Here is a 14,365-nt window from a genome sequence, read left to right on the forward strand (position 1 = left end):
TGTGTTTCTGACTTGCACATTCTATATGTATGACAAAAAACAGCCCTGCATTAACTATATTGCCCCAAGAAAAAGAGATAACTCATAATTGTACAAAACAAGGCACGAATGATTCGCGCCCTGTTTTATTAGTACTATTATTATGCACCATATTAACGGTTTTCTACAAGAAAATCAATTGCTTTGCGAACTTTTAAATCTTCTTTCATCGCGTCAGTAGAACCGATGGCTTGTTTAATATTTTCAACAGGCATGTTGTATGCTTCAGCCATTTTAGTAAGCTCAGCATCAACTTCCTCATCTGATACTTCAAGGTTTTCCGCTTTCGCAATCGCCTCAAGAGTCAGGTTAGATTTTACGCGTTTTTCAGCATCTTCTTTCATTTGCTCTTTAAGCGCAGCTTCATCTTGACCTGAGAATTGAGTGTAAAGCTCAAGGTTCATGCCTTGCATTTGCAGACGCTGTTCGAATTCTTTCAGCATGCGGTCAAGCTCAGTGTCGACCATTGCTTGCGGAACATCGATTTCAGCATTTTCAGAAGCTTTCAGAACAAGCTCTTCACGCAATTTAGCGTCAGCTTCGTTTTCTTTTGCTTCTTCTAAACGTTTCTTAGTTTTTTCAGTTAATTCAGCGAGTGTTTCCACTTCTTCATCGATATCTTTTGCGAATTCATCGTCAAGCTCAGGAAGCTCTTTCGCTTTGATTTCGTGAATTTTCACTTTGAACACAGCTGGTTTGCCTGCAAGATCTTCAGCGTGGTACTCCTCAGGGAATGTCACTTCAACATCCTTCTCAGCACCTGCTTCAAGGCCAACTAATTGATCTTCGAAGCCAGGGATGAATGAACCAGAACCTACTTCTAGAGAGTAGTTTTCAGCTTTTCCGCCTTCGAATGCTTCGCCGTCAACGAATCCTTCGAAATCAAGAACAACTGTGTTTCCTTCTTCAACAGCGCCTTCTTCTTTTACAACAAGCTCAGCTTGACGCTCTTGAAGCGCTTTTAGTTCGTTTTGAACATCTTCGTCAGTTACAGTTGTGTCGTCTTTTTCAATGCCTAAGCCTTTGTAGTCGCCAAGCTTCACTTCAGGTTTTACTGTTACTTTCGCAGTGAAGATTAAGCTTTCGCCTTTTTCGATTTTTTCAACATCGATTTCAGGACGGTCTACAGGCTCGATTCCAGCTTCTTCAACCGCTTTAGGGTATTCTACAGGAAGAAGAATATCCAAAGCATCTTGGTAAAGAGCTTCTACGCCAAAGCGCTGTTCGAATAATCCGCGAGGAATTTTACCTTTACGGAATCCAGGAATTGAAACTTGTTTTACTACTTTTTTAAATGCATCATCAAGTGCTGTTTTAAACGTTTCAGCATCAACTTCAACCGTTAAAACGCCTTCGTTGCCTTCTTGTTTTTCCCATTTTACAGACATGTGTTTCCCTCCAAAAATCTATTCAGGTTGTCTCGGTCTTCCATTCTAAAGCAATCATACGGCTTCGTCCAACAAAAACAAAGCTGCCAAAGATCAGAATCATTATGTATAGATATTAATAATGAACTGCAAAGCCTGTCCAACCGTATTTCTTATAACCCGTTATACACAAATACAACCACTATATTATAACATAACACATAGCGCTTTCAACTATATGGCGCGATTTACAAATAAGAAATTTCTTCAATATCTTTTAACATTGTGCAAGCTTCATCGAGTTCTCTGTCGGTAAATTCATACATCATATGAAGTTCTTCGCTTTCAATTTCAATCCCGTGCATCTCGTAACCGACTTTATGAAGGGCAGCCGCCCAAAGGTCAGCCGACAGCAATTTCGGCTGGAACGGATATAAAACGTACAAATGTCTTCTCCACAATTCCTCTACTGCTGCATATAAGGTTGGATTTTCATTTCCAAGTGTCTCATCCAGCACCCTGAGAACACGGTGCAGAATCGGCGCGGCATCAGGCGGAACAATCTCAGACGGTTCAATTGTCAACGACTCGCCAAATTTACTAATGTGTACAGGCTTACTGTACTCATGCTCAGCCAACAGCATGACAATCATCGTTTTGATAATCGGATGGGCTGAGGGGTCTTGGAGGATTGTTTTGAGCAATCCTGTATACTTTGCTACGTTACGGTCTTTTAAGGAATGAATGAGATTCATTTGCTCCTCAGGGCTTGCCAGCACTTTCTCGGTGTCAATTGTATCCTCATATTCTTCGGCCCAAGCCTCGTCCTCACGATCCGGATCGGTCATTTTCCGGCTGAAATCCAGCAGCTTATAAAATTGCTCGGCGCTTTCTGCCGGCAGCTGATTTTCTTCCAAAACGGCTTCAATGGTGCTTTTGACTTCCTCGTATTTTTTGAGCTGAATTAAGATGGTCATGTACACCTGCAAAACCGTAAAATAATGGCCATAACCTTCTTTGAGCATCTTCTCGCACACGCTTTTTGCCTCTTCCAACTCGCCCAGCTCTAAAAAGCAGATGGCCATCCCTAAGTGAAGATCGGCTTCAGTATCATCATATTTCATCGCTTCTGAAAACAGTTCGAGCGCTTCTTGATACTTTTTTTCCTTTAGTGATGACATCCCTTTTTCCACAAGGCGGTCTTTCAGATGAGGAAAAGGAATAATTTTTGCGTTCTTCTTGTCATGCGTCATACCTATATTCCTTTCAGGCATTTATTTTGTTCAAGTGTATCAACACCTGTGAACAAAAACAAGAAATGAAAGGTTTCACCAGGCAAAAAAAGCCGCCGGACAAATACCGGCCGCTTTTTCAGTCTTGAAGCCAAGAGCTTCTTTGTGATTCAAATTGCTTGATTTCATCTTCCAGCAGCAGCGTTAATGAAATTTCATCATATCCGTTGATCAGCATCTCTTTCCAATGCGAGTCAACTTCAAATGAAATTTGATTGCCTTCACTGTCATGAATCAGCTGATTTTCAAGGTCAACAGTCATTTGCAATGACTTGTTTTCATACTGGCCGACAAGCTGTTTCCAATTGTCATATGGCATGCGGATCGGAAGCATGCCGTTTTTAAAGCAGTTCTGATGAAAAATATCAGCAAATGACGGCGCAATGATAATTTTAAACCCATAATCATCAAGTGCCCACGGAGCGTGTTCACGCGATGACCCGCAGCCGAAGTTTTCTCCTGCTATTAAAATGGAAGCTCCTTGATAAACAGGCTGGTTTAATTCAAATTCAGGGTTCGGTTCACCATTCGCATCATATCTCCAGTCAAAGAATGCAAAACGCCCGTAGCCTGTTCTTTCAATCCTCTTCAAAAATTGCTTAGGAATAATCTGGTCTGTATCCACATTGATCCGATTTAATACGGCCGCTTTCCCCGTATGTGATTTCAAAGGTTCCATCTCGCGCACTCCTTACACAACTGTTTTTTCCTGATAAAACTTTCTGACATCAACGAAGTGTCCGTGAATGGCAGCCATCGCAGCCATTGCCGGGCTGACGAGATGTGTTCTTGCACCTTTTCCTTGTCTGCCCTCGAAGTTGCGGTTAGAGGTTGATGCACAGCGCTCTCCCTCAGGAACAACATCATTATTCATACTCAAACACATGCTGCAGCCTGACTCTCTCCATTCAAATCCAGCTTCCAAGAAAATCTGGTCAAGCCCTTCTTTTTCAGCCTGAAGCTTCACGCTTTGGGATCCGGGCACCACGATGGCCCTTACGCTGTCAGCTACCTTCTTCCCTTTGATCATGTCAGCAGCCTGTCGAAGGTCAGTCATGCGGGAATTTGTGCAGGAACCGATAAATACGTGCTCCACTTTAATGTCTTCAATTTTTTGGTGAGGAGTCAATCCCATATATTCATAAGCACGAATCGCTTCTTTTTTATCGTCTTCTGCAGAAAAGCTTTCCGGCGCAGGAACTTCAGAATCGACAGGAAGAACCATTCCCGGGTTAATGCCCCATGTCACCATAGGGGAAATTTTGTTGCCGTCAAGGACGATAGATTTATCATAAACAGCGCCCGGGTCTGTGCGCAGCGCCTTCCATTCCTCTACGGCCTTGTCAAATTCTTCGCCTTTTGGCGTGTACTTGCGATTTTTGCAATATTCAAACGTCACCTCGTCAGGTGCAATCAAACCTGCTCTTGCTCCTGCTTCAATTGACATGTTACAAACAGTCATTCGTTCATCCATCGTCATATTTCTGAATACTTCCCCAGTGTATTCAATGACGTAGCCTGTGCCGAATTTCACACCGTATTTGCCGATGACAGCAAGGATGACATCCTTTGCCGTTACCCCTTTTTGAAGCGTTCCATCTACGCGCACTTCAAGTGTTTTTGGACGCTGCTGCCAAAGTGTCTGTGTGGAAAGGACATGTTCGACTTCACTCGTCCCGATTCCAAATGCAAGAGCGCCGAAAGCGCCATGTGTTGATGTATGACTGTCACCGCACACAATCGTTTTCCCTGGAAGCGTTAAGCCCAGTTCAGGGCCGACGACATGGACAATCCCTTGATCCACGCTGTGAAGATCGGCAAGGCGCACGCCAAATTCCTCACAGTTTCTTTCAAGCGCCGTTACCTGGCGTTTCGCAACTTCATCCTTTATCTCAAAACGATTGACAGTCGGGATGTTGTGGTCCATTGTCGCAAATGTGTTTTGGGGTCTTCTGACCTTTCTTCCCTTTTGTCTCAAGCCTTCAAATGCCTGAGGAGACGTCACCTCATGAATGAGGTGCAAATCAATATAGAGAAGATCCGGCTTTCCCTCACCATGTTTTACAATATGCTGATCCCAAATCTTTTCGATGATTGTTCGAGGCATCATCTTTTATTTCCTCCCTCTACCTAGAGCTAAGACCGCTTAACGTAAGCTGTCACACATTAGAAATTGTATTTTCACTCATGATTGCTGCCTTAACTTCCTCTGTAATGGCCTGAGTGCTGCTGAACTCTTCACCCCGTGCCAAGTCTCTTGTTCTTTTTCCGGAAGCCAAGACTTTGTTTACCGCATCTTCTACAGCTTTCGCTTCCTCTTCAAGCCCGAAAGATGTTCTCAAAAGCATTGCCGCTGACAATATGGCTGCGAACGGATTTGCCATCCCTTTACCAGCAATATCAGGCGCGGAGCCATGAACAGGTTCAAACAGATGAAGACCAGAGCTTGATAGGCTGGCTGACGGGAGCATTCCGAGCGAGCCTGTAAGCATGGACGCTTCATCGCTTAAAATATCACCGAACATATTTTCAGTCACCACGACATCAAATTGATTCGGTGCATAAATTAGCTGCATGGCCGCGTTATCCACAAGCATGTGCTCAAGCTTCACATCAGGAAACTCTTGTGCAACGTCCTCAGCCACTTCACGCCACAGCCGGCTTGATTCAAGAACATTCGCTTTATCTACAGAGGTCACTTTGCCTTTTCTGGCTGCCGCCATTTTAAAGCCCTCTCTGATCACTCGTTCAATTTCCGTTCGCTTATAAAACAGTGTATCTACTGCTTCCTGCTCACCTTCAGTGTTTACATAACGTTTGCTCGGCTGGCCGAAATACAAGCCGCCTGTGAGCTCACGAACGATAACGAAATCAACATTATCTATATATTCTTTTTTCAAAGGCGAAGCGTCAGAAAGGCTTTCAAATACCTTCACAGGCCGCAAATTCGCAAACAAATCAAGCTGTTTTCTGATGCTGAGCAGCCCTTTTTCCGGTCTCAGTTCCGAAGGATTTTGATCCCATTTCGGTCCGCCAACAGCACCAAGCAATATCGCGTCTGCATTTTTACAAGCAGCAACGGTTTCCTCCGGGAGGGGGTTATGATGTTCATCAATAGCCGCCCCTCCAATCAGGCCATATTCAAATTCAAATTCATGGTTAAAGCGTTCGGCAACACTTTTCAGTACGTCTGTCGCTGATTCTAATACTTCAGGGCCGATCCCGTCTCCGGGCAATAGAGCAATACGTTTCTTCAAGTTAACCGTTCTCCTTTCTTTTATGATCCGACAGCTGTGTGGTTTTTCAACCCACTCATATTCGACTGGAAAACCAATTGACGGTTTACTGCGTTCAAATAAGCTTTCGCTGATGCTTCTAATACGTCTTGCGCTATGCCCCGCCCTGCTGATTCTTTTCCATTCACCAAAACTCTTACATACACCTGGGCAAATGCATCTTCGCCTTTTCTGTTAGACTGGATGCGGTAGTCTAAGAGCTCCACGTCCTTATCGATGCAGCGCTCAAGCGTATTGTAGATTGCTTCCACGCTTCCAGCTCCAGTTGCAGCTTCCTGAATAAGCTCTGCGTTTTCTTGATTTTTCAACGAAAGAGTAGCCGTAGGGACCTGACTTGTTCCGTAATGTACTTGCAGAGAAAGAAATTCATACCCAATCTTGCGATCTGTTACTTTTTCTTCTAAAATAAGAGAAACAAGATCCTCATCAGTGATTTCTTTTTTCTTCTCAGTCAACTCTTTGAACATCGTAAAGAATTTATTAATCTCTTCACTGTCAAATTGGAATCCTAAAGCAGTCAGCCGATCTTTAAATGCGTGGCGTCCGGAATGTTTACCTAGAACAAGCGCATCTGCGGTTACACCGACAAGCTCCGGTGAAATAATTTCATAAGTCGATTTTTCTTTTAAAAAGCCGTCCTGATGGATGCCTGATTCATGAGCAAATGCATTATCTCCAACAACCGCTTTGTTGCGCGGGACAGCCATGCCTGTCAGTTTGCTTACTAAATCACTTGTTCTCTTAATCTCGTTCAGTGTAATGCCTGTTTCGACTTGGTAGAAATCTTTTCTGGTATGGAGGGCTACGGCAATTTCCTCTAATGCCGCGTTTCCGGCTCTTTCACCGATCCCGTTCACAGCGCATTCGATTTGATCAGCGCCGTTTTCAATCGCAGCAAGAGAGTTTGCGACTGCCATTCCTAAATCATCATGACAGTGGGCTGAAAGCTTTGCTTTGTGAATGTTCGGAACGTTTTCCTTCATATATCTAAAGATATTTCCGTATTCCGCCGGAGCCAGGTAGCCGACAGTGTCCGGAAGATTGATAACACTGGCGCCTGCGTCAATCACTTTTTCGACGATTTCTGCTAGAAACGGCAGTTCAGTGCGGCAGGCATCTTCAGCTGACCATTGCACAATCGGAAAACGTTCTTTTGCGTATCTCACCATTTCAACCGCTCTTTCAATGACTTGCTCACGTGTCATTTTCAGCTTGTGCTTCAAATGAATGTCCGATGTGGCGATAAATACATGAATTCTTGGTTGAGCGCCATCCTTTAACGCTTCCCAAGCAGCATCAATATCACCTTTTACACAACGGGCCAGACCAGTTACTGAACAAATTTTAATGGTTCTTGCGATTTCCTGAACAGCTAAAAAGTCACCTCGGGACGAAGCGGGAAATCCCGCTTCAATGATATCTGCCCCGAGTCTTTCGAGCTGCTTAGCTATGGCAAGTTTCTCCTGTGTATTCAAGTTCACTCCAGGGGACTGTTCACCATCACGAAGCGTCGTATCGAAAAAATTAATTTTGCGCAACGGAGACCACCGCTTCCTTCTTCTTGCCTTGTTTCACAAACGGCATCATTTCACGAAGCTTTCTTCCCACTACTTCGATTTGATGTTCGTTCTCGCTTGCATTGATAGCGTTGAAACGAGGACGGTTTACTTGGTTTTCGACGATCCACTCTTTTGCGAATGTACCGTTTTGGATATCTTTTAATACTTCTTTCATAGATTCTTTTACTTTAGCGTCCACAACGCGAGGACCTGATACGAAATCTCCCCACTGTGCTGTGTCAGAGATTGAATATCTCATTCCTGCAAGTCCTTCTTCGTACATAAGGTCTACGATTAATTTCAGCTCATGAAGGCACTCGAAGTATGCAAGTTCAGGCTGATAACCTGCTTCAGTTAATGTTTCAAATCCGGCTTTGACAAGCGCGCTTAATCCGCCGCAAAGAACTGCTTGCTCACCGAACAAATCTGTTTCTGTTTCTTCTTTAAATGTCGTTTCTAATACGCCCGCTCTTGCGCCGCCGATTCCTTTTGCATATGCGAGGGCTTTGTCTCTTGCTTCTCCAGTCACATCTTGATAGATTGCGAACAATGCAGGTACGCCAGCTCCTTGCTCATATGTTCTTCTTACCAAGTGTCCCGGTCCTTTAGGCGCCACTAAGAATACATCTACATCCGCCGGAGGAACAATTTGATGGAAATGAACGTTAAATCCATGAGCAAATACTAATGATTTTCCTGCTGTCAATTCATCTTTGATTTCAGCTTCGTAAACTTTTTGCTGCTGCTCATCCGGAAGCAGAACCATGATGATTTCGGCTTGGGCTGCCGCTTCTTTTACTGAAAATACTTTATGTCCGTCTTCTTGGGCTTGAGTGAAAGATTTTCCTTGTCTAACACCGACGATCACGTCTACTCCGCTTTCTTTAAGGTTCAGGGCATGTGCGTGGCCTTGCGAACCGTACCCGATAACCGCTACTGTTTTTCCAGCCAATACGTTCTCTTTGATATCACCGTTATAATATACTTTTACCATTTTAATCTCTCCCTTGTTATGTTTTATACAATAGATATTGTTTTATTGGATGACGCCTTTTGCTGGGTTCCCCTCGCAAAAGCCGTTGTACCTGTTCTCGCGATTTCTTTAATGCCATAAGGTTTTAATAACTCAATAAGCGCTTCAATTTTGTTAGATTCACCCGTCACCTGAACAACGATGCTGTCTCTGCTGACATCAACGACAGAGGCTCTAAACGGTTCTATGATTCCATTAATCTCTGTTCTCGTTGAAGGTGCGGAGACAACCTTGATTAAGGCCAGCTCCCTCTGGACAATCGATTGATTTGTGATGTCTGTGACTTTCAGCACATCAATCTGTTTGTTGAGCTGTTTCGTTAACTGTTCAACATCATTTTCACCTTCAACATGAACGACGAAGGTGATTCTGGAAACGCCGGCTGTTTCTGTGTGTCCAACTGTAATGCTTTCAATGTTGTAATGCCTTTTTGTGAATAGACCGGTGATCCGGTTTAACACCCCGGAGCGGTTCACCACAGTCAATGTGATAATTCTTTTCAAGGTTTCACCCCCACCATTTCATGCAGCCCTTTCCCCGGAGCCACCATCGGGAATACTTTTTCTTCGCTGGCAACCCGCACGTCAATGACAACAGGTTCTCTTGATGTTAATGCCTCTTCCAGCTTTTCCTTTGCTTCCGCTTCTGATGAAATTCTGATGCCTTTAATGCCGTATGCTTCGGACAATTTGACGAAGTCAGGCTGAGAAGCGAATTTAGATTCTGAATAACGTTCTTCATAGAAAATTTCCTGCCACTGTCTGACCATTCCGAGACAAGCGTTATTTAAAATCACTACCTTGACCGGAAGATTTAATTCGCGAATAACATCGAGTTCTTGAAGCGTCATTTGGAATCCGCCGTCTCCGACAACCGCGACAACAGTAGCATCTTTTTCGGCCAGCTGTGCGCCGATCGCCGCCGGAAGACCGAATCCCATCGTTCCAAGTCCGCCTGACGTGACCCATTTATCTGCTTTTTGGAACGGATAAAATTGCGCTGACCACATTTGATGCTGGCCTACATCTGTTGCGACAATGGCCTCTCCTTTTGTAAATTGATGAATATATTCAATCAATTTCTGAGGTTTAAAACCTTCTTCTTCATTATCTACATACCAGAGCGGATACTCTTCTTTCCATTCTGCGAGCTGTTTTTTCCATTCGCTTGAATCGCTTTGTTTGCCGTCTTGTTTGATCAGCTCCTGCAGGACAATTTTGCTGTCTCCGACTACAGGAATCTGTGTTTTCATGATTTTTCCGATTTCAGCTGGATCAATATCGATGTGGGCTATCTTTGCGTTTCTGGCAAAGTGTTTCAGGTTTCCTGTGACACGGTCATCAAAACGGGCGCCGATACTGATTAATAGATCACATTCATGAAGAGCCATATTGGCTGTATAAGTACCGTGCATTCCCGCCATCCCTAGGAAAAGCGGATGGTCAGCCGGGAAGCCTCCGAGCCCCAAAAGGGTGTGTGCCACAGGGATTTGCTGCTGTTCAGCATAATTTTTTAATTCTTCTGACGCTTTTCCGTGCAGTACGCCCGCACCCGCCAGGATCACCGGTTTTTTCGCACTGCTCACGGCTTCCACAAGCTTGCGGATCTGCAAATAATTCGGCTCTGTTGTCGGCTGGTATCCCGGGAGATTCATCTCATGATCGTAGCTGAATTCTCCTTCAATTGTTGCTACATCTTTCGGAATATCAATCAATACAGGTCCGGGTCTTCCAGTTGTTGCAATATGGAACGCTTCTTTAATGATGCGCGGCAGATCTTCCGGCTGGCGAACCTGGTAGCTGTGTTTTGTTACTGGCATCGTAATCCCTAAAATGTCTGCTTCCTGAAATGCATCGCTCCCGATTACAGAGGTTGCTACCTGCCCTGTAAAGACAACTAACGGCAATGAATCAATCATGGCATCAGCAAGGCCTGTAACAAGGTTTGTCGCTCCCGGCCCTGACGTGGCAATGACGACACCCGGTTTTCCGGAGACCCTTGCGTATCCCTCCGCTGCATGAATTGCTCCTTGTTCGTGACGGGGAAGGATATGTACCAACCCTGAATTGTATAGCTTATCGTAAATCGGAAGCACAGCCCCACCCGGATAACCGAAGATCATTTCTACTTTCTCTTTTTTTAATGATTCAATCAGCATTAATGCTCCGCTCATCGTCTGTGTACATTTGGCAGATGCTGAATCCACCTGTACATTAGTCCTCATTTTAGTTCCTCCTTTTGGATTTTCATCCTTTAAAGATCATCTTTTCATTAGCTAGACAGCTGATTATTCAATAAAAAAAGCCCTTCCGCCCACAATCAGCCGCGCAGTAACTGCGATAGCTAAAAGGGGCGAAAAGGCTTTTCTTTCCGCGGTACCACCCTTGTTTACGGCCTTAGTCGGCCGTCTCATGGATATTTCTATCCGCTTTAGTAACGAGTGAATCAAGTTCACCCGGCCAAGTCCTACTGTCATTTCAGACTGGCACTCTGAGGCGAGTTCACCTTGTAAAGCTTCGCCGGTTCTCAGCTAACCCGGTTCTCTGTGGAAAGCTTTTTCAAGGCTACTTATCCTCATCTGCGCTTTTCATATTCAGCCTTCGGAACGGCTTTCCAGCTGTTCAAGAAGGTCGTTTGTTTTTCATTTTTTTAGAATCATACTGCGATGATTTTCGCTTGTGAAGCTTGCGTTTATCTTTTGTTGAACTCATATTACGCCGCTTTGGACGCAGTGTCAACAGCATTTTTTAAAATTATTAGACAATTTTGATTAATCAATCTATATTGTATACGCTTTCATTATTGGTACAAAAGGAATTGCAAATGTTAAAAGTTTTTATAATTTTTTTATTAATCTATCAAGAATACACCAGAATTATTTAATTTTATATAAACATGTAAGATTTTATAACACGCTATGGTTCGTATATGGATTGAGTCTGACAGATCATCTTGCAATCCATTTCAAGTTCGGATAGGCACCCCTATTATTCCCCGGCATACATTAATGGTATCTTGCAAAGAAAAGGTGATACGATGAATAAATCATTAGCAGACATGCAAGGATTCCCTGCAGGCTTTCCAAGCTTCCCGAGCTTTCCGCAGCAGTATTATCCTGCTGTCCCTCCCTTTTACCAGCAAAGCCATCAGCCATTTGGAGGCTACGGATACGGACAGCCGTTCAGCCAGGCATATAGCCCGTTAACCACTCCCTCTGCTATGTACTCCTCTTATCCATACACTTCAGATTTTTTCGGGCAGCAATTTTCAGGCACTGGCTTCAGCGGCCATAGCGGCGGGTTCAGTATTCCGGCAACACATGTCGGCGGTTTTAGCGGAACAGCCGGTGTGCATGGAGGCTTTAGATATTAAAGAAAACTGCAAGGGCCGAACAACGTTTTCGGCCTCTTTGTTGCTTTCAAGCATCTTTTGAAGCTCATACATTCCAAAAAGGCTTCAATACTGTCAGATTATCTGTCTTTATAGTTGGAAACAGGATCGAATATGATTAAGATGAATGTTTGAGGAGGAATAAAATGTATATAAAACTAGATGATTTAACTGGACATCAGGTGGTGTCACTGGTGAATGAGCATTTACATAGCATGACGCTTATGTCCCCGCCGGAAAGCATCCATGCCTTAGGTTTAGAGAAACTAAGAGGCCCTGGAATAACATTTTGGAGTGCATGGGAGGGTGATGAACTAGCCGGTTGCGGAGCGCTAAAAGAACTGGACAGCTGGCACGGAGAAGTCAAATCAATGCGAACATCTGCATCACATTTAAGAAAAGGCGTTGCCAAACAAGTTCTCCAGCATATCATTGAAGAAGCCGAGAAGCGAGGCTATGAGCGACTTAGCTTAGAAACGGGTTCAATGGCTTCATTTGAGCCGGCAAGAAAATTGTATGAAAGCTTCGGTTTCCAGTATTGTGAACCGTTTGCAGACTACGATGAAGATCCAAACAGTGTGTTTATGACGAAGGAATTGTGAGACGATTTTATAAGGATAGATAAGTGCAGGGGAAGGTCTGTCTTATCTATCTTTTTTTATTTTCACACATTTTTCACCTTTATGATACACGCCAATGTTTTCAATTTTGTTTAATTCAAAGAACAGCGGGAATTACAAACGACATGAACGATATCATGCAAATTCATAAAGGAGGAGATTGATATGAAAAGCATAGTTGGTGTATACGAAACTCCGCAGGAAACCATCGCAGCGATTGAAGGCTTACTCACAAAAGGCTATGATTCTGATGACATTTCTGTTGTGACAAGCCGGCGAGATACAGATTATTTGGAGTCACGTACAGGAACAGAAGTCAATCAAGCCATCGATGCACATCAGGGCGAATCTGAATCTTTTTTCGATAAACTGAAAGATTATTTCACAATGGATGATACTGATACACACAGCAAAGCATTATCCGACTTGGATATTAAAACTGATGAAATAGACAAGTATCAAGAAGATTTGGATGACGGAAAACTTCTGGTAGCCGTCGATACAGATGCAGATGTAATTGCTCCTATTGATAACGGCAATGCCCTTTCAGGCGGCTTTTCAAGCACAAATGAATTGGATTATACAACGAAAGAAGAAAAAACGATGCCGCTCCGGGAAGAACAGCTGAAAGTCGATAAGGAAGACGTTCAAACCGGCGAAGTAGAAATAGGAAAAGAAGTGAAAACAGAAAAAAGAGATATGGACATTCCTGTGAGACATGATGAAATTTATGTCGAACGCCGTCCAGTGGATGAAAATAAAACGGACGCTGCTCCCGTCAACGATTCGGAAGAGATTAGAGTTCCAATCGTTGAGGAAAAGCTTGAAGTGACTAAAAAACCGGTTGTCACTGATGAAGTGGTTGTCGGCAAACGCACTGTTGAAGAAAATGAACATATTTCTGAAACTGTGAAAAAAGAAGAACCTCGTCTGAATAAAGAAGGAAAAGTTGACGGCTTGGATGATGATCCGTTAAATAACAAATGAAAATCATAACACGACAACAAAAAACCTCAAATCCAATTAGGATTTGAGGTTTTTCTTTTGGTACGTCCCAGGAGAGATTCGAACTCCCGACCGACGGCTTAGAAGGCCGTTGCTCTATCCAGCTGAGCTACTGGGACACGTTTTGTTTTTTGTTTTCGCTTTAACTATCAGCGACAAGATTTATTATATATGGGATGCAACAATAAGTCAACGGTTTTTTAGAATTTTTTTCATGAGGAAGAAAATTTTCTTCCTCATGACATTTTCATAGTGTGACTCGGTTTTGCAGATCCTTAATTTCATTGCCTGCTTGGTCGTAAAAACGGACTGTCGCAGCATCATTTTCTAATGTCAGTATAGCATAGCTTTCTGTCCTGCGCACCCTCGGAAGCCGGATGCTGCCTGGGTTAATCATCAGTTTTCCGCGCAGCACTTCGCTTCCCGCGATGTGCGAATGCCCGAAGCAGATAATATCCGCTCCGAGCTCCTCTGCACGATAGTATACGTTTAACAAGGTCTGTTTTATACCGTGAAGGTGGCCGTGTGTGACCAGTATTTTTCTTGAACCGGCAGTCAGTAGAAGCTCGTCCTTAAAATCGCCGGCAAAATCGCAATTGCCTTTTACAACCGCATAAGGCTCCAATGCAGGATGCCTCGTTTCAAGCTCAGAGTCCCCGCAATGAATCATGAGATCAACTTCTGCCTCATGCCGTTTCGCAATGGTTTGGAGTTCTTCTTCAAGCCCATGGCTGTCACTGATAATCAGCACGTTCATGTACAAG

General features: G+C 43.8%; 13 protein-coding genes, 1 tRNA gene and 1 other annotated feature. Of the genes, 3 read left to right on the forward strand and 11 right to left on the reverse strand.

Annotation, left to right across the window (positions count from 1 at the left end):
- Positions 1 to 152: 152 nt before the first annotated feature.
- The 9 genes from tig to ilvB form a co-directional block, all read right to left on the reverse strand.
- The gene (gene tig / locus QF06_RS12315; protein WP_014480469.1) at positions 153 to 1,427 is read right to left on the reverse strand and encodes a trigger factor; all 1,275 of its coding nucleotides are present in this window, start codon (positions 1,425 to 1,427) and stop codon (positions 153 to 155) included.
- Positions 1,428 to 1,654: 227 nt separating this feature from the next.
- Positions 1,655 to 2,659, reverse strand: a complete 1,005-nt coding sequence (gene ddcA, locus QF06_RS12320) for a DNA damage checkpoint antagonist DdcA (protein WP_029726367.1) — start codon at positions 2,657 to 2,659, stop codon at positions 1,655 to 1,657.
- A gap of 118 nt (positions 2,660 to 2,777) precedes the next feature.
- Positions 2,778 to 3,377, reverse strand: a complete 600-nt coding sequence (leuD, locus tag QF06_RS12325; protein ID WP_041850185.1) for a 3-isopropylmalate dehydratase small subunit — start codon at positions 3,375 to 3,377, stop codon at positions 2,778 to 2,780.
- A 12-nt stretch (positions 3,378 to 3,389) separates the two neighbouring features.
- The gene (leuC, locus tag QF06_RS12330) at positions 3,390 to 4,808 is read right to left on the reverse strand and encodes a 3-isopropylmalate dehydratase large subunit (protein WP_003229604.1); all 1,419 of its coding nucleotides are present in this window, start codon (positions 4,806 to 4,808) and stop codon (positions 3,390 to 3,392) included.
- Between the two features lie 49 nt (positions 4,809 to 4,857).
- Complete coding sequence (gene leuB, locus QF06_RS12335; protein WP_015251530.1) at positions 4,858 to 5,955, reverse strand: 3-isopropylmalate dehydrogenase; 1,098 nt, start codon at positions 5,953 to 5,955, stop codon at positions 4,858 to 4,860.
- 20 nt (positions 5,956 to 5,975) lie between these two features.
- Entirely contained in the window at positions 5,976 to 7,532 is a 1,557-nt protein-coding gene (locus QF06_RS12340) for a 2-isopropylmalate synthase (RefSeq protein WP_041850186.1), read from the reverse strand.
- Positions 7,519 to 8,547 carry a ketol-acid reductoisomerase gene (gene ilvC, locus QF06_RS12345; protein WP_003222549.1) on the reverse strand — a complete coding sequence of 343 codons (1,029 nt, stop codon included), beginning with the start codon at positions 8,545 to 8,547 and terminating at the stop codon, positions 7,519 to 7,521. The genes QF06_RS12340 and ilvC overlap by 14 nt, the downstream gene beginning before the upstream one ends.
- Before the next feature lie 23 nt (positions 8,548 to 8,570).
- The gene (gene ilvN / locus QF06_RS12350; RefSeq protein ID WP_004399096.1) at positions 8,571 to 9,089 is read right to left on the reverse strand and encodes an acetolactate synthase small subunit; all 519 of its coding nucleotides are present in this window, start codon (positions 9,087 to 9,089) and stop codon (positions 8,571 to 8,573) included.
- Positions 9,086 to 10,810 carry an acetolactate synthase large subunit gene (ilvB, locus tag QF06_RS12355; RefSeq protein ID WP_043940173.1) on the reverse strand — a complete coding sequence of 575 codons (1,725 nt, stop codon included), beginning with the start codon at positions 10,808 to 10,810 and terminating at the stop codon, positions 9,086 to 9,088. The genes ilvN and ilvB overlap by 4 nt, the downstream gene beginning before the upstream one ends.
- Before the next feature lie 121 nt (positions 10,811 to 10,931).
- Positions 10,932 to 11,176, reverse strand: a binding site (T-box leader).
- Positions 11,177 to 11,622: 446 nt separating this feature from the next.
- Here ilvB and cotQ point away from each other — a divergent pair.
- The 3 genes from cotQ (at position 11,623) to QF06_RS12370 (ending at position 13,583) form a co-directional block, all read left to right on the forward strand.
- The gene (gene cotQ, locus QF06_RS12360; protein ID WP_038827685.1) at positions 11,623 to 11,958 is read left to right on the forward strand and encodes an inner spore coat protein CotQ; all 336 of its coding nucleotides are present in this window, start codon (positions 11,623 to 11,625) and stop codon (positions 11,956 to 11,958) included.
- A gap of 164 nt (positions 11,959 to 12,122) precedes the next feature.
- Entirely contained in the window at positions 12,123 to 12,578 is a 456-nt protein-coding gene (locus QF06_RS12365) for a GNAT family N-acetyltransferase (protein WP_038827686.1), read from the forward strand.
- A 183-nt stretch (positions 12,579 to 12,761) separates the two neighbouring features.
- On the forward strand, positions 12,762 to 13,583 hold the full coding sequence (locus QF06_RS12370) for a YsnF/AvaK domain-containing protein (protein ID WP_041850187.1): 822 nt from the start codon (positions 12,762 to 12,764) through the stop codon (positions 13,581 to 13,583).
- A 63-nt stretch (positions 13,584 to 13,646) separates the two neighbouring features.
- Here the strand turns inward: QF06_RS12370 and QF06_RS12375 are convergent.
- A tRNA-Arg gene (locus tag QF06_RS12375) sits at positions 13,647 to 13,720 on the reverse strand.
- Positions 13,721 to 13,848: 128 nt separating this feature from the next.
- Positions 13,849 to 14,358, reverse strand: a complete 510-nt coding sequence (locus QF06_RS12380) for a metallophosphoesterase (protein ID WP_041850188.1) — start codon at positions 14,356 to 14,358, stop codon at positions 13,849 to 13,851.
- Between the last annotated feature and the right edge of the window lie 7 nt (positions 14,359 to 14,365).

The organism is Bacillus sp. YP1 (genome assembly GCF_000877815.1).
Lineage (GTDB): Bacteria > Bacillota > Bacilli > Bacillales > Bacillaceae > Bacillus > Bacillus subtilis.

Coding starts and splice junctions, on each gene's coding strand:
- tig (WP_014480469.1), bottom strand. CDS start 1,427: ATGTCTGTAAAATGGGAAAAACAAGAAGGCAACGAAGGCGTTTTAACG.
- ddcA (WP_029726367.1), bottom strand. CDS start 2,659: ATGACGCATGACAAGAAGAACGCAAAAATTATTCCTTTTCCTCATCTG.
- leuD (WP_041850185.1), bottom strand. CDS start 3,377: ATGGAACCTTTGAAATCACATACGGGGAAAGCGGCCGTATTAAATCGG.
- leuC (WP_003229604.1), bottom strand. CDS start 4,808: ATGATGCCTCGAACAATCATCGAAAAGATTTGGGATCAGCATATTGTA.
- ilvC (WP_003222549.1), bottom strand. CDS start 8,547: ATGGTAAAAGTATATTATAACGGTGATATCAAAGAGAACGTATTGGCT.
- ilvB (WP_043940173.1), bottom strand. CDS start 10,810: ATGAGGACTAATGTACAGGTGGATTCAGCATCTGCCAAATGTACACAG.
- cotQ (WP_038827685.1), top strand. CDS start 11,623: ATGAATAAATCATTAGCAGACATGCAAGGATTCCCTGCAGGCTTTCCA.
- QF06_RS12365 (WP_038827686.1), top strand. CDS start 12,123: ATGTATATAAAACTAGATGATTTAACTGGACATCAGGTGGTGTCACTG.
- QF06_RS12370 (WP_041850187.1), top strand. CDS start 12,762: ATGAAAAGCATAGTTGGTGTATACGAAACTCCGCAGGAAACCATCGCA.
- QF06_RS12380 (WP_041850188.1), bottom strand. CDS start 14,358: ATGAACGTGCTGATTATCAGTGACAGCCATGGGCTTGAAGAAGAACTC.